Source organism: Ruegeria aquimaris (assembly GCF_025751555.1).
Classification (GTDB): domain Bacteria; phylum Pseudomonadota; class Alphaproteobacteria; order Rhodobacterales; family Rhodobacteraceae; genus Ruegeria_B; species Ruegeria_B aquimaris.
This window is the reverse complement of sequence record NZ_JAOWLB010000005.1, coordinates 1-25,714: the sequence shown is the minus strand read 5'-3', so window position 1 is coordinate 25,714 and position 25,714 is coordinate 1. Positions and strand designations below refer to the sequence as shown.

18 protein-coding genes are annotated in these 25,714 nt (G+C 61.5%); 14 read left to right on the top strand and 4 right to left on the bottom strand.

Annotated elements, in window-relative coordinates; translation table 11 throughout:
* Positions 1-8: 8 nt before the first annotated feature.
* A complete protein-coding gene (locus OE747_RS09000) occupies positions 9-1,745 on the bottom strand; it encodes a tetratricopeptide repeat-containing sulfotransferase family protein (protein WP_263828276.1) in 1,737 nt (578 codons plus the stop codon).
* Positions 1,746-1,888: 143 nt separating this feature from the next.
* Between OE747_RS09000 and OE747_RS08995 the strand changes: the two genes are divergently transcribed.
* Positions 1,889-2,518 (top strand): glutathione S-transferase family protein, encoded by a 630-nt coding sequence (locus OE747_RS08995; protein ID WP_263828275.1) that lies wholly within the window; start codon positions 1,889-1,891, stop codon positions 2,516-2,518.
* A gap of 40 nt (positions 2,519-2,558) precedes the next feature.
* On the opposite strand, the gene OE747_RS08990 is transcribed toward OE747_RS08995, so the two are convergent.
* Positions 2,559-4,490: an FAD-binding monooxygenase gene (locus OE747_RS08990; RefSeq protein ID WP_263828274.1), complete on the bottom strand. Its 1,932-nt coding sequence runs from the start codon at positions 4,488-4,490 to the stop codon at positions 2,559-2,561.
* Between the two features lie 146 nt (positions 4,491-4,636).
* Between OE747_RS08990 and OE747_RS08985 the strand changes: the two genes are divergently transcribed.
* Positions 4,637-5,086, top strand: a complete 450-nt coding sequence (locus OE747_RS08985; protein ID WP_263828273.1) for a MarR family winged helix-turn-helix transcriptional regulator — start codon at positions 4,637-4,639, stop codon at positions 5,084-5,086.
* 24 nt (positions 5,087-5,110) lie between these two features.
* On the opposite strand, the gene OE747_RS08980 is transcribed toward OE747_RS08985, so the two are convergent.
* The gene (locus OE747_RS08980) at positions 5,111-7,036 is read right to left on the bottom strand and encodes an acyl CoA:acetate/3-ketoacid CoA transferase (RefSeq protein WP_263828272.1); all 1,926 of its coding nucleotides are present in this window, start codon (positions 7,034-7,036) and stop codon (positions 5,111-5,113) included.
* A gap of 95 nt (positions 7,037-7,131) precedes the next feature.
* Entirely contained in the window at positions 7,132-7,590 is a 459-nt protein-coding gene (locus OE747_RS08975; protein WP_263828271.1) for an Lrp/AsnC family transcriptional regulator, read from the bottom strand.
* Between the two features lie 116 nt (positions 7,591-7,706).
* Between OE747_RS08975 and doeA the strand changes: the two genes are divergently transcribed.
* The 12 genes from doeA to OE747_RS08915 form a co-directional block, all read left to right on the top strand.
* A complete protein-coding gene (gene doeA / locus OE747_RS08970; RefSeq protein WP_263828270.1) occupies positions 7,707-8,882 on the top strand; it encodes an ectoine hydrolase DoeA in 1,176 nt (391 codons plus the stop codon).
* A gap of 3 nt (positions 8,883-8,885) precedes the next feature.
* On the top strand, positions 8,886-9,875 hold the full coding sequence (gene doeB / locus OE747_RS08965) for a N(2)-acetyl-L-2,4-diaminobutanoate deacetylase DoeB (protein WP_263828269.1): 990 nt from the start codon (positions 8,886-8,888) through the stop codon (positions 9,873-9,875).
* A 15-nt stretch (positions 9,876-9,890) separates the two neighbouring features.
* A complete protein-coding gene (locus OE747_RS08960) occupies positions 9,891-11,261 on the top strand; it encodes an aspartate aminotransferase family protein (protein ID WP_263828268.1) in 1,371 nt (456 codons plus the stop codon).
* A gap of 121 nt (positions 11,262-11,382) precedes the next feature.
* Positions 11,383-11,820, top strand: a complete 438-nt coding sequence (locus OE747_RS08955) for a diacylglycerol kinase (protein ID WP_318527299.1) — start codon at positions 11,383-11,385, stop codon at positions 11,818-11,820.
* A 10-nt stretch (positions 11,821-11,830) separates the two neighbouring features.
* Complete coding sequence (locus OE747_RS08950) at positions 11,831-12,523, top strand: phosphatidylserine decarboxylase (RefSeq protein ID WP_263828510.1); 693 nt, start codon at positions 11,831-11,833, stop codon at positions 12,521-12,523.
* A 7-nt stretch (positions 12,524-12,530) separates the two neighbouring features.
* Positions 12,531-13,259, top strand: coding sequence for a CDP-diacylglycerol--serine O-phosphatidyltransferase (gene pssA / locus OE747_RS08945; RefSeq protein WP_263828266.1), 729 nt, complete (start codon positions 12,531-12,533; stop codon positions 13,257-13,259).
* A gap of 255 nt (positions 13,260-13,514) precedes the next feature.
* Complete coding sequence (locus tag OE747_RS08940; protein ID WP_263828265.1) at positions 13,515-14,360, top strand: arsenate reductase/protein-tyrosine-phosphatase family protein; 846 nt, start codon at positions 13,515-13,517, stop codon at positions 14,358-14,360.
* Entirely contained in the window at positions 14,357-15,355 is a 999-nt protein-coding gene (locus OE747_RS08935; RefSeq protein ID WP_263828264.1) for an ArsJ-associated glyceraldehyde-3-phosphate dehydrogenase, read from the top strand. The genes OE747_RS08940 and OE747_RS08935 overlap by 4 nt, the downstream gene beginning before the upstream one ends.
* Positions 15,352-16,629, top strand: coding sequence for an organoarsenical effux MFS transporter ArsJ (arsJ, locus tag OE747_RS08930; RefSeq protein WP_263828263.1), 1,278 nt, complete (start codon positions 15,352-15,354; stop codon positions 16,627-16,629). The genes OE747_RS08935 and arsJ overlap by 4 nt, the downstream gene beginning before the upstream one ends.
* A gap of 92 nt (positions 16,630-16,721) precedes the next feature.
* Positions 16,722-20,333: a calcium-binding protein gene (locus OE747_RS08925; RefSeq protein WP_263828262.1), complete on the top strand. Its 3,612-nt coding sequence runs from the start codon at positions 16,722-16,724 to the stop codon at positions 20,331-20,333.
* 521 nt (positions 20,334-20,854) lie between these two features.
* Positions 20,855-22,504, top strand: a complete 1,650-nt coding sequence (locus OE747_RS08920; RefSeq protein ID WP_263828261.1) for a ShlB/FhaC/HecB family hemolysin secretion/activation protein — start codon at positions 20,855-20,857, stop codon at positions 22,502-22,504.
* Positions 22,505-22,517: 13 nt separating this feature from the next.
* The coding region (locus OE747_RS08915) for a two-partner secretion domain-containing protein (protein ID WP_263828260.1) at positions 22,518-25,714 on the top strand (3,197 nt) is incomplete at its 3' end.

Sequence of the window (25,714 nt, the reverse complement as noted above, 5' to 3'; positions counted from 1 at the left end):
GGCCCGGCTTAGCCCAGTTCGGGCCAGAGCCGGGGATCGAGCCCAGCGACCAAGGGCGCAAGCATGGCCTCATGCTTGCGCCATTTGCCGACCGAGCGCGCATGCACCGGCTGGCGCAACTGGTTGGCGCTCAGCGTCAGCACCTGGCCCGCCGCCTGATCCGGCCGCGCCATCTCGGGCACCCAGTCCAGCCCCAGATGCGCCGCCAGCCGGCGGCTGGCACCCTCCACATCGGCTACCAGATCCTCGTAAGCCAGATCCAGGATCCGGCCCGGGAACACCGCATGCCAATGGGCCATCATCCGGGCGTAAAGATTGAACCGATGCGCCATGGCCTTCAGGTCATAGGCATAGTTCAGCGCCGATCCCGCCAGATGCGCCTGCCACAGCGACAGCGCCACGTCGCGCGGGTCGCGCCGCAGGTGGATCACCCGCGCATCCGCTCTTGCTGCCAGCAGGAACCCGGCCAGCCGGTAATTCTCGGGCATCTTGTCGGTATAATACCGGGTGCCCTCGGGCAGGGCGGGCAGGTTATCGGCCTCGCCCTGCCGGAATGCCGCCCGTGCGCCTGCATCAAACGGCAGCCCGCCGTCGATCAGCGGCGCCAGCAACCGTCCCGGCGCGATCCGCTCGCCCAGGGGGCGTACCGCCGGATGCGCGCCCAGCACCGCTTCGGTCAGCGAGGTGCCCGAGCGCGGCAGGCCCAGCACATAGACCGGCGCCACACCGCCGGGGGCCGGGTCCGTTTCGGCCCCGGATGCAAACCGTGCCATCAGCGCCTCGCTCAGCCGGGTATCGGCCCCGGCGTCATAGGGCATCAGACGGGCCATAGCGGCATTTGCGCGGGTCAGGTGCCTGACAAACCCGTCTGCGTCTCCTGCCTGACCGGCGATCCGGGCCAGCGCGAAATGCACTTGCCCCTTGGCCGGTCCATTGTCATCGGCGGTCTTGAGCGCCGCCAGCGCCAGCGGGGTCAGCGCCGTGTTTTCAGCGGCAGAGTTGATCTGCGCCAGTTGCTCCAGCGCCTCGGCCTGTCCGGGTGCGATTTCCAGCACCGCCCGGTACTGTTCCTTTGCGGCCTCGGTCTCTCCCTGTTCCACCAGTCGCATCGCCAGCACCAGCCGGGCCGGAATATGCCCCGGGGCCAGTGACACGGCCCGTTCCGCCGCCGCGCGCGCCGCATCGGGCCGGTCGGCCCGCGCCAGCGGCAGCGACAGCGCGATCTGCGCCTCGACATTGCCCGGTTCCAGCTCTGCCGCCCGTTCCAGATCGGCCAGCGCCGCCGCCTCCTCGCCCACCTGTCCCAACAGCCGCGCCCTGAGCAAATACCCGCGTGCCTGCCCCGGATGCAGCGCGATGACCCGGTCTGCCGCTGCCCGTGCCGCCGCACCATCACCCCGCGCCATCTCGGCCTGTGCCAACAGGGTCCAGCCGCCATCGTCCTGCGGGTTTGTCTGGGTCATCCGGTGCAGATGCCCCACCGCCTCTTCAGCCCGCCCCAGCAGCAGCAGTGTCTGTGCCAGATTGCGCCGCGCCTCGTGAAAATCCGGCGCCAGTTTCAGCGCCAGCTGGAAATGCGGCAGCCCCGCCTTGGGTCGGCCCATGCCGCATTCGGCGATCCCGGCGATGTTCATCCAGCCTGGATGCGCCTTGTCAGCCTTCAACCCCTTGCGGGCCAGCCGCTGCGCGGTGCGGAAATCGCCGCCCTGAACGGCGCGCAGCGCCTGCGAGATGTCGTTTTGCATCGAAACCTGCCTCTGATGCGGGATGGGCACAGGTTTACGGTGCAAGACGCGGCGCCGCAATGGCCGCACGCCCCAAGGACAAGCGGGTTGACGCAGGCAGGGTGATAGGATAATTAACAAAAGAGTTAAATAAAAGGTACCCCATGAAACTGCATGTCTTTCCCCCGTCTCCGAACTCCCGCAAGGTGCTTGTGGTCAACGCCCATCTGGGTCTGGACCTGCCGCTTGAAATGGTCAACCTCGCCACCGGCGAGCAGCACGCTCCCGGCTTTGTCGCCCTCAACCCCAATGCCAAGGTGCCGGTGCTCGAATATGCCGACGGCGGCACGCTGTGGGAATCGAACGCCATCATGGCGCGGCTCTGTGCCGAGGCCGACACGTCGCTCTGGCCGAAATCCGACATCCGCTATGACATCCTGCGCTGGCAATATTGGGAGACGGCACACTGGACGCCCGCGCTCTCGCCCTTCATCAGCCGCCATATCTTTGGTCAGATGGATGCCGATCTCGACACTGCCGCCGCGCAGACCGCCAAATACGGGGCGGTGCTCGACACCCATCTGGCCGGGCGCGACTGGCTGGTGGGCGACGGGCTGACGCTGGCCGACATCTCGGTCGCCTCTATCCTCAGCCTGCGCGCGCAATGCCGCTATCCGCTGGACGGCTTTGCCAATATCCAGCGCTGGATCGCCGCTATCGAGGCGCTGCCCGCCTGGCAATCCGCCGAACGGATCGTGCAGGCGACGCTGGCCAAGGTGCAGGCCGCTTCGTGATCTGGCGTTATGCCCGCTGGCCGCACGCAGCAGATGCTGTTCACCTTCCCGTTCTCGGAATGAATATCGCATTGAAGAATGCGGACAGGGCATCCACCGCATGCAAAGGTAGAACATGCGCCACATATTGATCGGGCCGGACCACGATCATGCACCCGTCTGCCCGGTCGATCCCGCGCATCTCATAGATGTTGGCGCCCAGTTTGTGATCGACGCAGAAGATCTTCTCGAAGTCGCGCAGCCCGTAGCGCCCTTTTTCCGGCCTGAGCAGGGGAGGCATGGCTTCATAGTTCAAGGTCCTGAAATCCTGCTGAAATATGGCGCGCAGATCGATAAGCGCGTCAATGTCTTCATCCCGGCGCAAGAAGCGCAGGACGGGTGAGGCGGGGTCGCTTTCAAGCCAGGTACAGAGCCGGTGGACTGCGCCCGCTTTGGTTCCAGTGTCATGTTGTCCGGCAAAGACGTAGACGCGCCAGCGCCCATCCGCTTCGGCCACGTGACCCAGTTGCATCGGTTTGGCATCCGACAGTCGAAGGACCGGCGCCGAATGGAACCGCTTGCCGATGGTCTGGCCGGTGGCAAGGTGCTGATGCCTGGGTTCAGCGGTGATGTCTGACGGATCATAATGCACGGCCAGACCACCGGTGAATTCAAGATTCTCGATGAACTGCTTTTGAAAACGCGGCATGTCTGAGCCATCGAGTTCGGACTTGCCGGGAGGGGCGCTCATGATCCGCGCCCATTTGTGGTCGGTCTCGACCAGGCGCTTTGCCTCGGTGCGCCGCTCGGCCGAGTAGCTGTGCAGCAGGCGCGCATCAGACCGACCCGCCAGCACATGCGCCAGCTTCCAGCCGAGGTTGAAGGTATCGCCCATGGAGACGTTCATACCCTGGCCCGCTTTCGGGCTATGCGTATGGCAAGCGTCGCCTGCGGTAAACACCCGAGGATTGCGGATTGCCGTCTCATCCTCTGGGACGTCATCGAACTTGTCCGTCAGGCGATGCCCGATCTCGTAGATCGACCACCAGACGACTTCTTTCACGTCAATGGAGTAGGGGCGCATGATCCGGTTCGCGGCGGCGATGATATGATCCGAGGTCAGGTTGCGGTTTGAAACCCGTTCGTCCGGGTTCAACTTGTCGAGTTCCACGTACATGCGGAACATGTATCCCCCCTCGCGCGGGATGATCAGCACGTTACCCTCGCGCGCAGACTGGATCAGGCATTTCCGGCGCAGGTCCGGAAAGTCGGAATTGGCGAGGATATCCATCACGCCCCAGGCCTGATGTGCCGCGTCTCCATGCAGTTTTCCGCCAATCGCCGTGCGGACACTGCTGCGCGCGCCGTCGCAGCCGACCACATAGTTGGCACGGACGGTGAGTGTCTCGCGCGCGCTGCCATCGTCGGCCACGTGTTCCAGCGTAGCGGTCACCGGGTGGTCGTCGCTGCCGGTGTTGATCTGAAGGTCGACAACACGAAGCCCGTAATGCGGTTCAAGCCGTGTGGGAGAGTTCTTCATGACATCAAGAAAGAGTTGGTGGATGCGCGCCTGATTGACGATGGTGTGCGGCATCTCGGACTGATCGTCGGCCACGTCCTGGGTGATTCCGACGCGGGTTATGTGATCGGTGTTGTTCGGATCGGGTTTCCAAAAGGTGGCTTGGTTGACCCAATAGGCTTCGCGTTTGACGGTCTCGGCAAAGCCGAATGCCTGAAACATCTCCATCGAGCGCACGTTCACGCCATCGGCCTGCCCCTTCTCCATTGGCCCAGGCTTTGGGTCGACGATCATCGTGGTGATTTCGGGAAAACCCGCCAATTGTGCGGCAAGACACAGTCCGGCTGGCCCGCAACCAGCTATCAGGACATCGACCGTTTCCGGGATCGCGTGGGTGCGAGGTTCGTGGCGACCTGGGGCGGGGGCCTTGATATCCGGGTTCCCCGGTCTGAAACCATTGATGTGATACTGCATGGTCTTCCTCCGCGCTGGCGCATTCCGTGCAATTAATAGTATCTATACTTACTATAACCAAGGGGAAAGATATGTATACTTACGTTTTTGGTTTTGCCAAAGTCGGGACAGGCTCTTTTCAGAGCTGGAATCGAGGACGTTGACAAATGAAGGTTTCCGGCATGGCGGGTCATCTGATCCGCAGGCTGAATCAGACATCGACACAGGTCTTTTCGCTGCGGATGCAAATGGCCGGGTACGACCTGACGCCTGTACAGTTCGCGGCGCTCGATACCGTGTGTTCCAGCCCGGGCCTGGATCAGGCAGCCATCGCCGCTCAAATTGCATATGATCGCGCAACGATCGGTGGTGTCATCGACCGGCTGGAGCAAAAGGGCCTTGTTACGCGAAAGGTAAATGAACGGGACCGAAGGGCTCGCGCGGTGACGGCGACCGAAACTGGCCAACGGGTTTACCAAGACGTATTCGAGATCGTAGAGGGGTTTCAGCCTGAAATCCTGAGCGGATTGAGCGCCGAAGAACAAAAGCAGTTTCTTCGCCTGGCGGCAAAGGCGCTGGCTTTCAATGCGGACACAAGCCCGGACGCCGAAGCCTAGGCTTGGCCGCAGCGCGTCTGCACTTCAACCCGACCGGTCAAGAAATGCCTGCGCTGCCTCACGGGACTCGAAGATATGCGGGGCGGCGCCAGCGAACGTCTCGCCCAGCTTCAACCGGATAAAGGCAGACCCGGAGTATCGCGTGACGGTTCGATAGAACCGCGCTTCAAGACCTGCGACCATGTTCGCATAGTCCTTGGCAACTTCGTCATCGAGTTGGAAGCCGTCGTAGTTTACGATGACGTCGACCTTGTCGGGTAGCGGGCCACAGACCGTCTCCACTTGTCTATGCACCTGCGCCACCTCTTCGGTTGAACGAATGCGGAGCTTTTCGAAGTTGATGAAAAGGCGCCCGGTCACGGCGTCCAGTGCGATGCGCTCGGGCAGGTCAAGGTGGAGCAGTTCCCGCTTCAGATCCATTGGTTCGGCCCGGAATATCCGCGCGTCCATCTCGCGAACTTCGTTGACGATGGGCCGGAACCCCATCTGGCCCAGGATGTCGCGTTCAACCTCGATGCCGGGAGCGGTTTCTATCAGTTGCAGCCCTTCAGGGCATAAACGAAACACGCAGCGTTCGGTGACATAGAGCACGGATTGCCCCAGTCTGGCCGCGCGTCTCCCCGAAAAGGTGACCTGTTCGACCTCGTTCAGGAATTTGCGGGATGCCCCTTCGGCCCCGATCCTCAGCCGCCCGTCCTCGATTGCGATATCCAGCCCTTGAGCCGTGAAGGTTCCCGCGAACACCAGTGATTTCGCGTTCTGACTGATGTTGATGAACCCGCCGGCCCCCGCCAGTCGCGTGCCAAAACGCGAGACGTTCACGCTCCCGGTCCTGTCCGCCTGGGCAAGTCCGAGACAGGCCATGTCCAATCCGCCGCCATCATAGAAATCGAACTGCGCATTCTGCGGGATCACGGCGTCAACATCGACGGCCGCTCCAAAATCCAGCCCCGACGCTGGCTGGCCGCCAATCACACCGGGTTCTGCCGTCAGGGTCACGTGATCCAGCAGACCTTCTTCGGCCGCGACGGCGGCCACACCTTCGGGCATGCCGATACCAAGATTGATCACACCATTCACCGGGAGTTCAAAGGCGCATCGCCGTGCTATGATCTTGCGCGCGTCCAAAGGCATCTCGGGGATCTCTCCCGCTGGTGGCCGGATGCGATTGGTGAAGGCGTGCGAAAACCTTGTTCGGTAGGTCTGCATATGCAACTCAGGCGGGGCGACGACCACGGCATCGACCAGAATGCCAGGGATCTGCACCTCGCGCGCCGAAAGGCTTCGCCCCCGCGCCAGACGCTCGACTTGCACCATGACAACGCCGCCCGCGTTCTTCACCGCCATGGCTTGGGCAAGATTGTCAATGACGAGCGCTTCACGCTCCATCGTGATGTTTCCAAACTCGTCCGCGGTGGTGCCACGCAACAATGCGACGGTGAGTTTGGGGGCCGGATAGAAAAGAAACTCCTCGCCGCCGCGCGTCATCAATTCGACCTGCGGTTCAACAGAGATCTGGTTGATGGCGCCGCCACCATTGCGGGGATCGACGAAAGTCTCCAGTCCGACCTTGGTCATCATACCGGGCTTCCCCGCCGCGCTGTCGCGAAAGAGCTGGCTGATACATCCCTGGGGGAGGTTCCAGCCTTCGATTTTTCCAGCGACAGCAAGGGCCGCCACCCTTGGAATCAAGCCCCAATGCCCCCCGATGACGCGTTTGAGCAACCCCTCGTGGCCGAGACGGTTGAGGCCGCGTTCCCCGCCATCTCCCTGTCCGGCGGCGAAGATCAGGGACAAGTCTCGTGGGTGCCCGGTTTCGAGAAACCGTTGCTCTACCGCTGCCAGAAGCGCATCTGGCACCCCGATGCCAACAAAGCCCGAGGTGGTCAGGATGTCGCCGTCCTTGATCAAGGCGGCAGCATCCTTGCCCGAAACGACCTTTTTCCGCATTGACCTGTCCTCCTTCAGGACATGGTTCCCGCCGGTGGGAAACTTGTCCAGTGTCAAAAGGCGCAGAAATGACAGGGGCTGCGACGACTTGTGCGTCATTCCAATAGGGGAAGGTGGAAGCTCGCCTTGATGCGATCCATGACGACAGAGGTCTTGAACCCCTTGATGTCGGGATTGTCGTAAAAGAACTCTCGCGTGAACGCTTCGTAGTCGGCCATGTTCGTCGCGCTGACGACCAGTACGAAATCGGTTTCCCCGGTGACGTAGTAGGCGCTCATGACTTCGGCACAGTTTTTGACCGACCGCTTGAAGCGGTCGATGATGTCGGCGCGTTCGCGTGCAAGTTCGACCGATACCAGCATCAAAAGCGGCCGACCGGCTGCTTCGGGGTCAACGACCGAGATGTCGGCGGTGATGACACGGTCGGTGCGAAGTCTGGTCAGGCGGCGTTGAACAGAGGTCGCTGACAACCCGACCAGGTCCGACAATTCGGCATGGGTGAGCTGATTGTTCTGCTGCACGTGGTGCAGGATTTTCCGATCTATCTGGTCCATGATGGGGAAATTATCCGATTTTCAGTATGTTTCGCACAAAAAATGCACACTTTTTGAAAACATGCAGAAAACGTCCACTTCATCTTCGTAAGATGATCGCGAACGCCGGAGGATTCATGCCAGATTTGCCATTCTCACCCGCCGAATATATCGACCGTCTGACAAAGACGCGCGCTGAAATGGCCGCGCGCGGGCTGGACGCGGTCTTTGTCACTGACCCGTCCAATATGGCCTGGCTTACGGGGTATGACGGCTGGTCCTTTTACGTGCATCAAGGAGTGCTTCTTGCGCTTGATGGCGAGCCGGTCTGGTGGGGGCGCGCGATGGATGCGGTGGGCGCCGGGCTGACCACCTGGCTCGCCAAGGACAACATACGCGGTTACGACGACACCTATGTACAAAACCCGGCCAAGCACCCGATGGAGGACCTCTCGGCGCTGATCGCGGAGCGAGGCCTGAGTGCAGCGCGCATCGGTCTGGAGATGGACAACTATTACTTCACGGCATCCGCGTTTCTGAGCTTGCAGAAAAACCTGCCCTCGGCCCGGTTCCAGGATTCCACGGGTCTGGTCAACTGGCAGCGCGCCGTGAAATCCGCGACCGAGATCGAGTATATGCGCCGCGGCGCCCGGATCGTCGAGCGGATGCATCAGGTGGTGTTGGAGAAGGCCGAGCCAGGGCTGAAGAAGAACGAGTTGATCGCCGATATCTACCATGCCTCGGTCTCTGGCGCAGATGGGCATTGGGGGGACTACCCGGCCATTGTTCCAATGGCCCCTTCGGGTTTGGATGCGACCGCGCCGCACCTGACATGGGATGATGCACCTCTGAAAGCCGGCGAAAGCACGTTTTTCGAGATTGCCGGGGCCTATCGGCGCTATCAGTGCCCGCAGTCGCGCACCTTGTTCCTGGGCAAGCCGCCTCAGAAATACCTGGATGCGGAAAAGGCGGTTCTGGAGGCTGTCGAGGCGGGGCTGGAACAGGCCCGGCCCGGCAATCTCTGTGAAGACATTGCCAATGCTTTCAATGCGACACTCAACCGGCTGGGGTTTCAGAAGGACAGCCGCTGCGGCTATGCCATCGGGATATCCTATCCGCCGGATTGGGGCGAGCGCACCATGTCCTTTCGCAGGGGCGACAAGAGCGTGCTGAAACCCGGCATGACCTTCCACTTCATGCCCGCCCTGTGGCTTGACGATGGCGGGTTGGAGATCACGGAACCGATTGTCATCACCGAAACCGGGGTGGAATGCCTCTGCCGCACTCCGCGCGAACTCTTCGTGAAAGGGTAAGCGATGCGCGCCAATCCGATCACCCCGACCGTGGATTTCGAAAAAGACGGCAAACAGCACGGGCATCTGCGCTTGCCCTACAGCCGGAACGACAGCGCTTGGGGCTCTGTGTTGATTCCCGTTTCGGTCATCCGGCGAGGCACCGGGCCGGTGGCGCTTTTGACCGGGGCGAACCACGGGGATGAGTATGAAGGGCCGCTTGCGCTCTTTGATCTGGCGCACAGCCTGACGCCGGATCAGGTCACGGGAACCGTGATCATTGTGCCGGCGATGAACTTTCCGGCGTTTCTGGCTGGCACCCGGGTGTCGCCGCTGGACCAGGCGAACATGAACCGCGCCTTTCCCGGCGCCCCGGACGGCACGCCGACGCAGAAGATCGCCGATTACTTTCAGCGCACCTTGCTGCCCATGGCCGATCTGGTTCTGGATTTCCATTCCGGCGGCAAAACGCTCGATTTTCTGCCCTTTGCCGCCTCGCATATCCTTGATGACAAGGCGCAGGAGGCCCGCTGTCGCACCGCCCGGGATGCGTTCAACGCGCCGTTCAGCGTCGAAATGCGCGAGATCGACGCCTTGGGCATGTATGACGATGCCGCCGAAGCAATGGGCAAGACCTTTGTCACAACCGAATTGGGCGGGCAGGGGTCGGCCACCCCATACACGACAGGTATCGCGCGCAAAGGGGTGCGAAACCTGTTGATTCACTCAGGTATCTTGTCGGGGGAACCGGAACGCGCACCCACACGGTATCTGAGCCAGCCTGACGATGCCTGTTTTCATTTCACGGCCCAAGGGGGACTGGTCGAGTTCCTTGTCTCGCTGGGAGATACCGTAGAACCCGGCGACCCCATTGCCCGAATTTGGCAGACCGGTCAGACCGGCAACGCCCCAAGTTCAGTGACCGCACAACGCGACGGTATCCTGATGGCGCGACACCACCCCGGCCTGTGTCAGGCGGGCGATTGCCTCGCCGTTCTGGCCGTCGAAGACTGAAAAGAAGGAAAGATCATGTTGCAGAATGACCAGATCGCACTCTGGGATCGGGAGAGTTTTTTCCATCCATCGACGCATCTTGCCATGCACGCACGCGGAGAGACCCCTTCGCGGGTGATCCGCACCGGTTCGGGCGTGCACATCGAGGATCGCGATGGCAAACGAATGCTCGACGCTTTTGCTGGTCTCTACTGTGTGAACGTCGGCTACGGGCGGCCCGAGATCGCCGAGGCGATTGCCGATCAGGCGCGCGAACTGGCCTATTACCATGCCTATGTCGGTCATGGCACCGAAGCCTCGATCACGCTGGCCAAGATGGTCATGGATCGTGCGCCCGCTGGCATGTCCAAGGTCTATTTCGGATTGTCCGGCTCGGACGCCAACGAGACCAACATCAAGCTTGTCTGGTACTACAACAATATCCTGGGGCGGCCCGAAAAGAAGAAGATCATCAGCCGCTGGCGGGGGTATCATGGCTCTGGCCTGATGACGGGATCGCTGACCGGGCTTGAGCTGTTTCACCGGAAGTTCGACTTGCCGCTCTCACAGGTGATCCACACCGACGCACCTTACTATTACCGGCGCGAGGAGGCGGAGCTTTCCGAAGCGGCTTTCAGCGCGCAATGCGCGGCCCGTCTCGAAGAACTGATCCTTGCCGAAGGACCGCACACGATTGCGGCCTTCATCGGAGAGCCCGTTCTGGGCACCGGAGGCATCGTGCCGCCGCCCGCCGGTTACTGGCCCGCGATACAAGCGGTGCTGCGGAAGTATGACATCCTGCTGATCGCTGACGAGGTGGTGACCGGGTTCGGGCGTCTTGGGTCCATGTTCGGGTCAGACCACTATGGGATCTCGCCGGATTTCATCACGATCGCCAAGGGTCTTACGTCGGCCTATGCGCCGTTGTCCGGTTCGATCGTGTCGGATCGTGTTTGGCAGGTGCTGGAGCAGGGCACCGATGAAAACGGCCCCATCGGTCACGGCTGGACCTATTCGGCGCATCCGGTCGGCGCCGCCGCCGGTGTGGCGAACCTGAAACTGATCGACGATCTGGGGCTGGTCGAAAATGCAGGCCGAATGGGAGCGGCCCTGAAACAGGGCCTCACGGAGGCTTTGGCCGAACATCCCAACGTGGGCGATGTGCGCGGCGAGGGGCTGATGTGCGCGATTGAGCTCGTCGAAGATCGCCCGGTGCGGCGCATGTTCGATCCTCAGCGAAAGATCGGCCCGGCCATTGCGGCGAAAATGTCCGAACTCGGCGTCATAGCCCGGGCCATGCCGCAAGGCGATATCATCGGTTATGCCCCTCCGTTCTGCATCACGCAGCAGGAAGTAGACACCGTAGTGGCGGCCAGCGCGGATGCGGTGAAGGCGATCCTGGGGTAGACGCCATCGGGCCAAGGGCAACCGGAAACAAGCCGGCGCTGCATCACGGTCGCGGAGGACGCTCGAAGCATATGCTGACTGTCCCGGCACATGGCCACAGGGTAGCGGACGCCCGGCGCTTTTGCCCTTTCAGCTGGGGACATGGTGTATTTGGCCACGTGCCTTGTCACGGCGTTGGAACGCGCGGGCAGCATATCCCCTCATCGAAAGGCTCGATCCACGGTCGGCGTTTGGTTACGCAGCCACAGGGGAAAGGCACCTTTGGCAAGAGACTGCGTTTCGACATATCGCCGCAGCGTGTCTGATGTACCTGCTGCTGTTAACCCATTTCGGCGTCAACGGGATGGACGTCGTGTTGTTGATTGTTCTGTTCTTCTGCCTCGTCGCGGTAGAGGCTTTGAACAGGGCGATTAAATCTATCGTTGACCATCTTGCGCATGACTGGCAGGTATCCGCGCGCGACGCCTGGGACCTGGGTTTGCTTGCGGCAATGTGTTTGCTCTGCGCAAACGCGGCGTTCATCGCAGCAGACTTGGCCGGATCGCTTGCCGAAAAATGAAAGACAACAGATGAATATGTTCAAGATCGTTGCTGTGCCGATGCACAGGGAAGGCCGCAAGTTCGTGGCTACCTTCGCCGTCGTGACTGCGCTGTTAACGGCCCTCTGGGCGCCTCTGTTCTGGCCGGGGCTGGCTGTGACGATCTGGTGCTATTACTTCTTTCGTGACCCCGTCCGAATCGTTCCGAAACAGCCTTCGTTGGTTCTGTCTCCGGCAGACGGGATCGTGTCGCTGATCGAGGAAGTTGTACCCCCAAGCGAATTGGGGCTGGGCGACTTGCCCCTGATCCGGGTTTCGGTCTTCATGAATGTCTTCAATTGCCATGTGAACCGCGCGCCGATCACCGGCGTCGTTCGGCACATCGCCTATCATCATGGCAAATTCCTGAACGCGTCGCTGGACAAGGCCAGTATTCACAATGAACGCAACGGCTTGACGATCGAAGCGGCGGACGGAACTCGCATCGGCGTTGTTCAGATCGCAGGTCTGGTCGCGCGTCGGATCGTATGTTTCGTGCGCGAAGGCGACCGCTGCGGGGTGGGCGAGCGCTTTGGTCTGATCCGTTTTGGCAGTCGTTTGGACGTCTTTCTGCCACAGGGCGTCAAGCCTCGGGTGTCTGTAGGGCAAATAGCAATTGCAGGAGAGACAATTTTGGCCGATCTTTCAAATCCATCCCAGATGATGCCCGGGACACCGATTTGATAGGCACATGAAACCGAACCTACCCCTTGCGCTGCGCCGCGTCATCCCCAGCATGGTGACAATGGGCGCTTTGGGCGCTGGCATGAACGCTCTCCGACTGGACATCGCGGGCGAACTGGAGCGCGCGCTCTCGTTCCTCTTGCTTGCCATGGTGCTGGACGCGTTGGATGGGAAACTGGCCAGGCTTCTGAATGCGGTGAGTGATTTTGGGGCGGAACTCGATACCCTGTCTGATTTCTTCAACTTCGGTGTTGTTCCCGGCATACTCATTTATCACAACCTCTATGCCGATACGGATTATGCCAGCATTGGCTGGATCGCGTCTCTCATTGTCGTGGTCTGCTGCGCGCTGCGGCTTGCCCGGTTCAATGTGGCAAGAAAAACCGGCGAGAGCGACGATTTCTTTGTCGGGATTCCGGCCCCTGCGCTGGCCTGTCTGGCGCTGATGCCAATCTTCATGCAGTTGAGTGCTTTGGGCACCCCGACACATCCGTTTGTGCGGACGGTCTATATTGTCGGGGTTGGCCTGCTGGCGATCAGCACGATCCCCACGATCTCGATCAAATATGTCAACCTCAGGTCATCGCTGCTGATCCCCTTGACCGTGGTTGGGATTGTCGGCATCTACGGCCTGATCACCAATCCATGGCCCACACTGGTGGTCGCCAACTGCCTGTATCTGGCCACTTTGCCCTTTTTCTACCTGAAGCAGTCGAGGCAGTCGAAACCCGCCTAAGACAATAGGGCGGTTGCGATTGACCACGGCGAGACCGTTGCGGCCATAGCCCTTGGGCGCACGTGTTTCCACGTGTGTCATGCAAGGTGAGGAGCATCTATTTCCCATCTTTGACTGTCTGCTGGTCCTCTCATCGCAGTTGGCATGGCTGACGACCCGGTGCGGTCTTCGAAAGCCGCAATCCGCCTTCGTGAAACTTCCATGACAGTGTATCTCAAAGCTTGATTGGGATTATATTTCTGATATTCGTGAAATATGGAAAAAGAGATTCCCCTTCGCCTTACCACGCTGGGCCATCCAATGCGCCTTGCCATTTTTCGGCTTCTGATGCGGCGGTACCCTGACCGGGTGCCGGCGGGGGAGTTGGCCGAGGCCCTTGGCGTCAAAGGCTCGACCTTGTCGGCCTATCTTTCCGCCTTGTTGCAAGCGCGGCTGGTCACACAGGAGCGACAGGGTACTTCGCTGCTCTATTCGGTCGATATGCACGAAGTGCGACAGACGTTTGACTATCTGTTTCTCGATTGCTGCCGGGGGCGTCCCGAGTTGTGCGGGTGGTCGGCGCTACCCGTCGACGAACTGCCGAAGCCCGCGACGCGAGCCAGACTCAAGGTCTTGTTCCTTTGCACCGGGAACTCCGCGCGCTCGATCTTTGCCGAAGCGATCCTGCGGAAAGAGGCGGGTGATCGGTTTGATGCTTACTCTGCCGGCACAAGGCCCCGGTCGGAACTGAACCCGTTTGCGCTCGACGTCCTGCAACAGAATGGGCACGACATCTCGCTCTTGCGCGCCAAGAACGTTAGCGAGTTTCAGGGGCACGATGCACCGTCTTTCGATTTTGTCTTTACCGTCTGCGATCAGGCGGCGAACGAAGACTGCCCGGCCTGGGTGGGACAGCCGATCAGTGCCCATTGGGGGCTGCCGGACCCGGCCAAAGCCGGAGGCAACGCCGCGGAAAAGAACCTCGCCTTTCATCAGACCTATGGGGCGCTGCGCAACAGGATCGTGGCTTTTGCCGCGCTGCCGATTGCCTCGCTCGACAAGATATCACTGCAACGTGCTTTGGATGACCTTGCGCGGAAAAATATTGGAGAAAACATATGACTGTCTTTGCGCTCAATGGCCTCGGTCGCATGGGCAAACTCGCCCTGAAACCACTTCTGGAGCGCGGCGCCGAGATTGCCTGGATCAACGATGCCGTTGGCGATACCGCAATGCAGGCGCATCTGCTGGAGTTCGACACAGTGCATGGTCGCTGGGACGCACGCTTTGCCTTTGACCAAAGCAGCGTCACGATCGACGGCACGAGAATACCCTTTGTCGGAACAAAGGACCTGTCGAAGCTTCCGCTGGACGGGGTGGATGTGGTGATCGACTGCACCGGCGTATTCAAGACCGAGGCCAAGCTGCAACCGTATTTTGATGCCGGGGTCAAAAAGGTTGTCGTTTCTGCGCCGGTTAAGGATGGGCCGACCGCGAACATCGTCTATGGCGTCAACCAGGACGCCTATGAACCCGCCGAGCACCGCATCGTTACGGCGGCGTCCTGTACGACCAACTGTCTGGCGCCGGTGGTCAAGGTGATCCACGAAGCGATCGGCATACGCCACGGCTCGATCACCACCATCCATGATGTCACCAATACCCAGACCATCGTGGACCGGCCCGCCAAAGATCTTCGCCGCGCGCGGTCGGCGTTGAACTCTCTCATCCCGACCACCACGGGGTCGGCCACCGCGATTACCCTGATCTATCCCGAGCTCAAGGGGCGTCTGAATGGCCATGCGGTGCGGGTTCCGCTGCTGAATGCCTCGCTGACCGATTGCGTCTTTGAGCTGGAGCGCGCCACGACGGTGGAGGAGGTCAATGGCTACTTCGCCGCCGCCGCCGAGGGGCCGCTGAAGGGCATTCTGGGTTTCGAGACCAGACCGCTCGTCTCTGCCGATTACACAAATGATACTCGGTCGACGATCATAGATGGGCCATCGACGATGGTCATCAACGGCACGCAACTGAAAGTGTTCGCCTGGTATGACAACGAAATGGGCTATGCGCATCGGCTGGTCGATGTGGCACTTATGGTAGGAGCTTCTCTTTGATACCGGAAGAGCAGCGCCCGAGCGGCCTCGCCGCCTATGGCGCCGTCACGGCGGCCTATTGGGCCTTCATGTTGTCCGATGGCGCGTTGCGCATGCTGGTGCTGCTGCATTTCCACACGCTCGGTTTCTCGCCCGTGCAACTGGCCTATCTCTTCGTGATCTACGAGATCGCGGGAATGGCCACGAACCTCGCTGCGGGCTGGATCGCGGCCCGTTTCGGGCTGACATCGACCCTTTATGCCGGACTTGGGTTGCAGGTGGTCGCCCTCGTGGCGCTGGCCGGATTGGACCCGGATTGGGCGCTGGGCGTGTCGGTGGCATATGTGATGCTTGTGCAGGGGGCGTCAGGAGTTGCCAAGGACCTGGCCAAGATGTCCTCGAAATCAGCTGTGAAACTCCTCGCCCCCGACAGGAATGGCGCGTTGTTCCAGTGGGTGGCGGTGCTGACCGGGTCTAAGAACGCGGTGAAGGGATTCGGGTTTCTCCTGGGGGCCGCGCTTCTTGGAAGCTTGGGCTTTGTCTGGTCGCTGTTTGCCATGGCAATCGGGTTGGCGATTGTCCTGCTGGCCCTGCTTCTTGCGATGCCATCGGGGTTGCCGAAAGGGTGCAAAGGGACGAAATTTTCAGAGATTTTCTCGAAATCCGCCAATATCAACCGGCTCAGCCTGGCCCGGCTGTTCCTGTTCGGAGCCAGGGACGTGTGGTTCGTGGTCGGCATCCCCATCTATTTCTACGCGGTTTTGTCAGACGGGTCGGAAGAGGGAAATCGTACAGCGTTTTATCTGATTGGTACGTTCATGGCGCTGTGGATTGTCCTTTATGGAGGGGTCCAGGCCGCTGCTCCGAGACTTTTGTACGCCTCCAGACGTCCCGAGGCCGAGCTGATCGCGGCGGCACGCCGCTGGGCCTGGGGGCTTTCGCTGGTCCCGGCGACACTGACGGCGGCGGCCCTGTTCGCCTCAGGTCCCCAGCCCTGGCTGACGGTCATGCTGATAGCGGGGCTGCTGGTCTTTGGCGCGGTGTTCGCGGTGAACTCGTCGCTTCATTCCTACCTGATACTGGCGTTCACCCGGGCCGAGCGGGTGACCATGGATGTGGGCTTCTACTACATGGCCAATGCGGGCGGGCGCCTGCTGGGAACGGTTCTGTCCGGGCTGACCTATCAGGCCGGGGGGCTTGGCTTGATGCTGGGAACGGCTACGGTGATGATCGTGCTTTCGGCATTGGCGGCAAGCCGCCTCTGTCCCGACGTCCCGGAGAAAGCGCGGGCATAACCGCTACAAAGGTGAGGTTTTTGTCAACTGGACGCGAAGGTGTGCAGCAATCATACTGAGGCGGAGTTTTAATTTGTTTTGGCGGATGATTGATGACCCAGTCGATTTTTCTAGAAGAGCGTTTTGCGGCGAAGAATTTGAACCTAACGCCTGACGATGGATCCAGTTCAACCTGGCAGGTTCTGTCGGGCGGCGGCGTCGCGGTGGCGACGCTTCGCGACAATGGAGCGTCCCGTGTCCTGACATACACCGTCTTCGGGTCCGATGGCGAAGCGGTTGGCACGCCGCAGACGCTTGCGACCGTTCCCCGGGAAGATGGGCTATTGGATGTCGGATTTGTCGAGGCGGCAGACGGATCCTCCCTGCTGCATTTCACCCTTGTGGATGGTACGTCTTATGGCGGGTGGGGTGCCTATGCGATGGGGTCTGGCGACCATGTGCAAAGCACCCTTCGTATTGTGCGGCTGGAGAGCGATGGATCGCTGGACGGGACGCAGGACCTGGCTACGTTCGACACCTACATTCCTCGGGTTCGTCCGTTCGGAACCTCGGACGGAGGCATCGGGCTGCTCCGGTCCGGCACGCCCAAACCTTGGGAGTCGGTGGGCGGTGGAGGATATACAGTCGCGAGCATCCCCGACCCGGACACCTTGCTGCAACGGTTCGGGGCCGATGGAACCCCGATTGGGGATCCGCTGGTCTGGGCCAACCCGGGGGCCGGTTATTTGGATCGGGATATTGGATACGTCAACAGCAGGATCCCCGAAGCGATCGACCATGTGCAGGTGTTCGAAGGGGCAGATGGCACTCTGCTGGCCGTCTATCCACGGCCCTGGGACGACCGGGGCGGGTTCACCGAGGAACTGTCGTCGCTCACCGTTAGGACCATCGGCGCGGACGGGTCGCAAGGGATGGAACATGTCGTGTTTCAAAGCCCTTATTCCGAGTCCAACACGATGGGCACTGCCCGGAATGGCGACCTGGGCGGCTGGATGGTCGTGGCCGATCCGGCGGGTGGATTTGTCGTTCTCTATGGCGAGGCGGTCTATGACGCCCCACCGGAAGGGCCGACCGTTTACGACGTGTCGATCCGGATGCAGCGGCTCGACGCTACGGGCGCGGTTGTGGGAGCGGATGTCGAGGTGGCGCGGTATACGAACAGCTATATCAGCTGGCTCGGCTTCCATGATGCCGAGATGCGTGCCGACGGAACATTGCTGTTCCTGACCTCTGTCCTGGGCAACGTCACGCTACACAGCGTTGCACGCGGGGATACAGGCGGTGAAAGCGTAATGCTGCGTAGCCGTGAGGCGGACGATGCCGAAGGCGCGATCATTTCAGCCGAAATCCGCGAGGACGGAGGCGTTTCGATCCTTCACCAAGGTGTGGGGCCGATCGTGACGGAATACGGTGACCGCGAGGATGTCTTGTGGCTGTCCACCTATGACGCACAGGGACAGTTGGAAAGCCCGACCGTCAGGCTCGCCGACCACCGCAACATCTGGGCGAAATTCGTGTCCGGTCCCGATGGTTTGCTGACGGTCGCGTGGCAACATGCGGGCGAGGCGGGTGAAACCTATGTCGGGCAGCATCTGGATGGTCAGGGGTTCCGCCACCTGACACCAACCGCGCTGACGGATGCGGCGGATGACGAGGCCCTTTCCGAACCGGCATTTGTGGATGGCAAGGCCGGGAATGACACGCTGACCGGCAGCGCGGGCGATGACCGGTTTCTGGGCGGTGCGGGTGACGATCTGCTGCGGGGCGAGGCGGGCGACGACATGTTCCGCGCCGACGCGGGCAATGACACCCTGATCGGCGGCGAGGGGACCGATACGGCCTTCTGGCTGGGGTCGCCGACGGACTATACCGGTGAGTTGCTGGACGAGGCCGATATCCCCGAGCACCTGCGCGGCATGGGGCCGGTCTATGCCGTCACCGGGCGCAACGATCGTGCGGGCGACGGGCGCAACCTGCTGTTGGGGGTCGAGCGGATTGTATTTGCCGACCGGGTGATGACGCCGGACGAGCTGGTGATCCAGACCGGGCGGGAAACCGGCGCTTTTGATGAACTGCTCGAAGGTGCCGAGGATGTGAACGACACGCTGTCCGGCGGCTTTGGCGCGGACACGCTGCGTGGTCTGGGCGGCAACGACTCTCTGTCCGGCGACGAGGAGAACGACCTGCTCGAAGGAGGCGCCGGGGATGACACGCTCATCGGCGGTCAGGGTGTCGATGTGCTGGAAGGCGGCGAAGGCGACGATGTCGCGGTATTCTCTGGCGAATGGGGGGACTACGAGTTCTATCTGACGGATGACCCGCGCTTTGCAGGCTCCATCCCCGACCTGCCGGAGGGTATCACCCTTTCCGGCCCGGCAGTGGTGGTAAAGGCCCGCGACACGGCGCTGGGCGATGACCAATGGGATTTCCTGGTCGATATCGAACAGATGCAGTTTTCCAACCGGAGCGGCAGCGTGTTCGACATCCTGCTGGATGCCGGTGCGTACAATCGTACCATCCGGGGCACCGTTGCGGACGATACGATTGCCGGGGGTGTCGGGCATGACGATATCAACGGCGATTCCGGGAGCGATATCATCTTCGGCGGCCCCGGAAACGACACGCTGGACGGTGATTTCGGAAATGACGCGCTGAACGGCGGGCTTGGCAACGACGACCTAGACGGCGGTTTCGGGGATGACACGCTGGATGGCGGTCCTGGCGATGATGCTTTGTTTTCTGGTGGCAGCGAAGGTGCAGGCGACCTGTTGCGTGGCGGCGATGGCAACGACGTTTTGAGCAGTTGGTGGGGCTCTTCGACCCTGGAAGGCGGGACCGGCGACGACACCATTCAGGGCGGCAGCGACGCCAACCTTGGATTTGGGGAGGATGGCGACGATCAGCTCAGTGGTCATGAGGGCAACGACACCTTGGATGGCGGCGAGGGTGCCGACGAGGTCAATGGCGACGATGGGAACGACAGCCTTCTGGGCCAGGGCGGTGACGACACGTTGAACGGTGGCCGGGGCGAAGATAGCTTGTTCGGAGGAGCCGGTAACGACGCCCTGTTTGGCGGCACCGGTCGGGACGAGCTGCATGGCGGTGACGGGAACGACCTTATTCGAGGGGCCTGGCGTGAGGGAGATCCCGAAGACGATCTTGCCGACACGGTCTATGCCGGTGCCGGTAACGACACGATAGACGGTGGCCATGGCAACGACCTGATCTATGGCATGGACGGTGATGATGTCATAGCTGGTGGCTTTGGCGCGGACCAGTTGATCGGACAGGGCGGCAATGACGTGATCACCGGCTCGGCCTTTTCTGACCTCATCTTTGGCAATGCGGGCGACGATTTCCTCAACGGTGGTTTTGGTCACGACCGGATCAATGGCGGCACGGGGGCGGACAAGTTCTTTCACCTTGGCGTCGCGGGCCATGGTTCGGACTGGGTGCAGGATTACAATTCGGCCGAAGGCGACGTGCTGGTGTTCGGCAACGCGTCGGCCACCCGCGGTGACTTCCAGGTGAACCTGGCGCATACCGCAAATGCGGAAGGTGAGCGCGCTGGAGATGATGCGGTGCAGGAGGCATTTGTGATCTACCGGCCCACCGGCCAGATCATGTGGGCGCTGGTCGATGGTGGGGGGCAATCCTCGATCAACCTTCAGATCGGAGCGGATGTGTTCGACCTGCTGACGTGACACCTACAGGCGGTGTCCAAAGGTGGCCTTGGGATTGCTGTGGTCGAAAACCGTCTAGCACTGCGTTTGACCCGGTTGTCTGGCGCCTTCCGGTAGTTACGGCAAATCAGACCGAAGGCGGCGCGCGCCCCGGCGCGCTCCAACACGGCGCGGGACGATGTGCAGCCGGGTGCCCGGACCGCCCCCTCCAACTCTTTGTTGTTTCAAGTCTGTCGATTGCACGAGCAGGAGGGTAGCCGACCGCCGCCTGCGGTCTGGTGATTGGACACAGGCTGCCGTGTCATATGCGCTACTTCGGAGCTTTCCACTCAGGACCTGACGCTTATGAGGTCTGCACCTACGATACGTACGGATAGGTTTACGTAGCGACAGTTGACAGATGCAACGGAGTCTCTCCAATATGATTGCAATGAGATAAACCTTTTTATTAGCCGAGTACGCATGTGCTTCAGAAGACATTTATAGGCCTTGTGGATGTTCTGAAACCCGTCCGATTGCCGGTGACGGCGATTGCTCTCGGCATGACCGCGCTATCGGCGCAGGCACAAACCGCAAGCGAGATTACGCCGCAAAGCTTCACACCCTCGTTGCAAAGACTCGATGGCTCGCTGGCCTTGTCGGGGCAGGCGGGAGGTCCGGCGCCTGCCGGGCTGGAAAACATCGGCATCACTCTGTCCGGGGTCGATCTGACAGACCCGCTGCCGCAGATGACCGAGGCCAACGACGCGTTTGTTCGGCGGCTTACCCGTGGCAGGATACCGGCATCGGAACTGTTCGAGGCGACATCGGACCTCGAAGCCGCCTATGCCGAGGCCGGCTATGTGCTGACGCGCGTGGTGCTGCCACAACAGACGCTGCGCGACGGCGGCAAGCTGCGCGTGGCGATCGTGAACGGATATGTCGAGGCGGTCGATACCCAACGCCTGCCGCCGGAAATCCGAGACCGGGTGAAGCGGTTGACCGATGGGCTGGTCAACAGGCCGGGACTGACGCGGACCGAACTTGAACGTCAACTGCTGCTGTCCGGAGATGTGCCGGGAACGGCGCTCAGATCGGGACTGACCGCTGGCGCCGCGCCGGGGTCCACGATCATCGGGCTTGAAGCCGATTACCAGCGGGTGACGGGCTTTGCGAGTTTTGGCAATCCGACCGGTCCGGAACTGGGTCGGCTCAACCTGGAACTGGGGGGTGAACTCAACAGCGCGCTGGGGCAGGGCGAAACCTTTTATGGCCGTATCTCGGGAAACTACCAGGGGTTCTTTTCCGGCGATCCGCGCAGCCGGATCCTGGCGGGCGGTATGGTATACCCCATTGGCCGCTACGGCACCTATCTGAACATCGAGGCGACGACCAGCGACACGACACCCGACGAGACACCGGCGACCCGGTCGAATTTCGACCGGCTGTCGCTCCGCCTGATCCACCCGCTGACCCGCGGACGTCAACTGAACCTTACCGGGCAACTGGCCCTGGACATGCAAAAGGACGACCAGTCGCTGTTGGGCGGGGCGCAGATCTACGAAGATCAACTGACCATCCTGCGTGCGGGTCTCAGCCTTACCTATCTGCATCTTGATCAGGCGTTTTCGACCGCAAGCCTGTTTCTGTCACGCGGGATCGACGCGCTTGGCGCCCGGACCCTGGCCGATGTCGGCGCGGGAACGCCATTGTCGCGGGCGGGCGCGGATGCGATTTTCACCAAGATTTCGGGGTCGTTTTCGCACCGGCGCGCCTTGTCGGAAAGGATCGGCCTGTCCGTATCGGGGCGGTTCCAGTCGTCTTTTGGCGACCCTCTGCTGACGTCGGAACAGTTCTCTCTGATCGGCAGCCAGGAGGTGTCGACGATGGACTCCGGCACCCTGCGTGGTGACAGCGGTTGGGTGCTGCGCTCGGAACTGTCGACCGGTTACCCGGTCACCATTGCCGGAAGGAATTTTCAGATCAGCCCCTACCTATTTGCCGGGGCCGGCCAGGCGATCCTCGAAAACCCTACGATTCTGGAGCAGGCCCGTACCAAGGCGGTCTTCTACGGGATCGGGGTGGATCTCTTGTCGAATACGAACTCACTTTTCCGATCAAGCAGTTTGCGGATCGAATATGGCCGAGGAGAACGTGACGATGGTATCCCTGACGAAAACCGCTTTAGCATTTCGGGGAACATTCGTTTCTAAGCCACGGGGATCGGTGCGCCGGATCCTGATGTGCGGTGTTGCCGCCTTTGTCTGGCAAGCGCCCGCCTGGTCGCAAGCCACACTGCCCACGGGGGCTACGGTTGTTGGCGGTTCGGTCAACATCGCACAGCCCGCGCCGCAGAACATGGTGATCAACCAGTCCAGCAATTCGGCGGTGGTGAACTGGAACAGCTTCTCGATCGGATCGGATAGCCACGTCGACATTCGCCAGCCGAATGCCCAGTCCAGCATTCTGAACCGGGTCACCGGAAACACGCGCAGCGATATTCACGGGCGGTTGACGGCCAACGGGCAGGTGCATCTTGTCAATCCGAACGGCATTTTCATCGGCCCAACCGGGACAGTCAACGCCGGGTCTTTTGTGGCTTCGACGCTGGATATCTCGAACGAGGATTTTCAGGCCGGCAGGTACAGGTTCCAGGGCAACGGCTCTTCGGCCACCGTGTCGAATGCCGGGCGCGTGACCATTGGCCCCGACGGCTATGCCGCCTTGTTGGGGGGGCGGGTGCGCAACTCGGGCATCGTCACCGTGCCGATGGGCCGGATCGGGTTTGCCAGCGGTGAGCGGGTGATGCTGGACCTCTCTGGCGATCAGTTCCTGCAAGTGGCGATCCCGACCGCAGGCGAGGAAGACGGTGAAGCGCTCATTTCGAACGCGGGCGTCGCCAGCGCCGATGGCGGGTTGATCGAAATGCGGGCCGCGACGGCCCGCGAAGCGGTGCGGCAGGCCATCAACCTGTCCGGCGTGGCCGAGGCGCGGTCTGTCTCGGTGCGCAATGGAGCCATCGTGCTGGGCGGTGGAAGCGGTGGGACCGTACGCGTAAGCGGCCGCGTTTCCACGCGGCAGGCAGAGTCGCCACTGGCCGTAACCAGCTCGCGCAGGCCGCCGCGGGGGCCCGAGATATCCGTGACCGGACGTGACATCACCCTGGCGGGTGCCGAAATCGACGCCAGCGCTGACACGGGCGGCGGCCTGATCCGGATAGGTGGTGATTTCTCGGGGGCTGGCGACCTGCTGCGGGCGTTGACCGTGGACGTGGATAGCGCATCCAGCTTGCGCGCTGATGCGCTGAGAACGGGAGATGGCGGGCGCATCGCGGTCTGGTCCGACAACGAGACGCGGTTCGACGGGAGTTTGTCGGCGCGCGGCGGTGAGAGTGGCGGCGATGGCGGGTTCATCGAGGTTTCGAGCAGCCGGGTCCTGTCTTATGGCGGGCTTGCCGATACGCGTGCCGGGTATGGCAGCTGGGGAACCTTGCTGCTGGATCCGCAGGACATCACGATCAACCCCGGCGCCGGTGGCGAGACGACGCTTGAGGCGAATCTTGAACTCGGGAACGTGACGCTCGATACGTTCAATGCGGTTGTGACCGATCCGGGTGACATCTTTATCAATGCGGATCTGAACTGGCTGGCGGCGACGATCCTGTCGCTGCGCGCAGAGAATGACATCGTGCTCAACGGTGCCATCAGCGCACCGAGCGGCGGTATCATTCTGGATGCGGTGAATGACGTCGTGACCAACGCGGCCAGCACTGTCGATGTGGCGTCTTTTGCGCTTTCTTCGGGGCTTTGGAGTCAGGTCGGTACGCTACCATCCTTCTCGGCGACGAATTTTCAGGTAGTGTGCTGCGGAACCTTCGTGCGGGCCTTGGGCGGCGATGGCAGCGTCGCCACCCCGTATCGGATAACGGATGTCTACGGTCTTCAGGGGTTGGCCACCTCCGGTTTGTCCGGTTCAAATGCAGTTCTGGCAAATGACATTGACGCCAGCGGCACCTCGGCCTGGACGAATACCTTTACCGGGAACGGTTTCGAACCGATCCCCCTGCTCAGTGGGACGCTGGATGGGGCCGGATTCGCGGTGTCCGGTCTGTTCAGTTCGCAGTTTAGCTTTGACGGTGAGGTGTTCCGGCTTCGCCCTGCCGCCCTTATCGAAACGATTGACAGCAGTGGAGTCGTCACGGACCTGACGCTGGAGAACGCCGATATCGCCGGAAGCTCGGCGGCGGTCCTGGCCGTTACCAACAATGGAACGGTGCGTAACAGCAGAAGTAGCGGTGCGGTCCGCGCGACTTTCGACGCGGCTGGCGGACTGATCGCCCAGAACGCCGGATCGGTGCAAGATAGCCTGTCGTCGGCGAACGTCTCGCTTGACGTGCGCTCTGTCTCCGCACCACACGCGGCCGGTGGGTTCGTGGGACGAAACCAAGGCGGCACGATCGCCCGGTCGCATGCGACAGGCAACGTCGTGGTGACCAATTCCGTCAATCTGGATACGCCGTCCGGCATCATGGCGGGCGGTTTTGCGGGCGAGAACGATTCAGCGGGCCAGATCGCGGATTCCTATGCGCGTGGCAATGTGACGGTCACGGATACATCCCCCAGCAGTATCGCCGGCGCCTTTGCGGGCGGTTTCGCGGGGGACAATGCAGGTAGCCTTGCCCGGTCCTATTCGACGGGAATGGTGACCACATCAGGCGCGATGAGCTTTGCCACCGGCGGTTTCCTGGGGCGTGATACGTCAAGCGGCGGCACGTCGGGCAATTTCTGGGATGTCGACATCTCAGGGAGAACCGTCAGCCCCGGAGCCACCGGGCTGAACACCGGTCAGTTCCAGGATACGCCAACCTTCATCGCTCTGGGTTCGCCATTGGGGTGGGATTTCAGCAATGTCTGGGCCCCCGGCGACACCGGGTTCCACCCGGTGAACTACAGCACCTCTCCGGTTGTCTTTGCCCAACCGGATCCGCTGACCGTGCAGTATGGCCAGACCGGCAGCGCGGTCGCGACAGGAACGGTCGCCGGCGGTCCGGGCAGCTATGTGTTTGACGGGTGTTGCGATACGCTGGATACGTCGCCGATTTTCCAGACGCTCGCATTTTCCAGCATCAACGTAGGTTCGACCTCCTTCACCGTGGATAGCACATCGCTGACCAGCGCCGATGGCATACCCTATCGCGTCGTCGATCTGGCAGGCAGCGCGACGGTGACGCCCGCACCGCTGGTGGTGACGGCGGATGATGCGACGAGCGCTTACGGCGTGGCCACCGTGCTGAGCGGCTTCTCGACCACGGGGCTGCTGTTCAGCGACAGCGTGGATTCGGTGACGCTGACGAGCGCGGGCGCGGCGGCGGATGCCGGGGTGAATGGCGGCGTGCCTTATGCCATCGTGGCCTCGGACGCGCT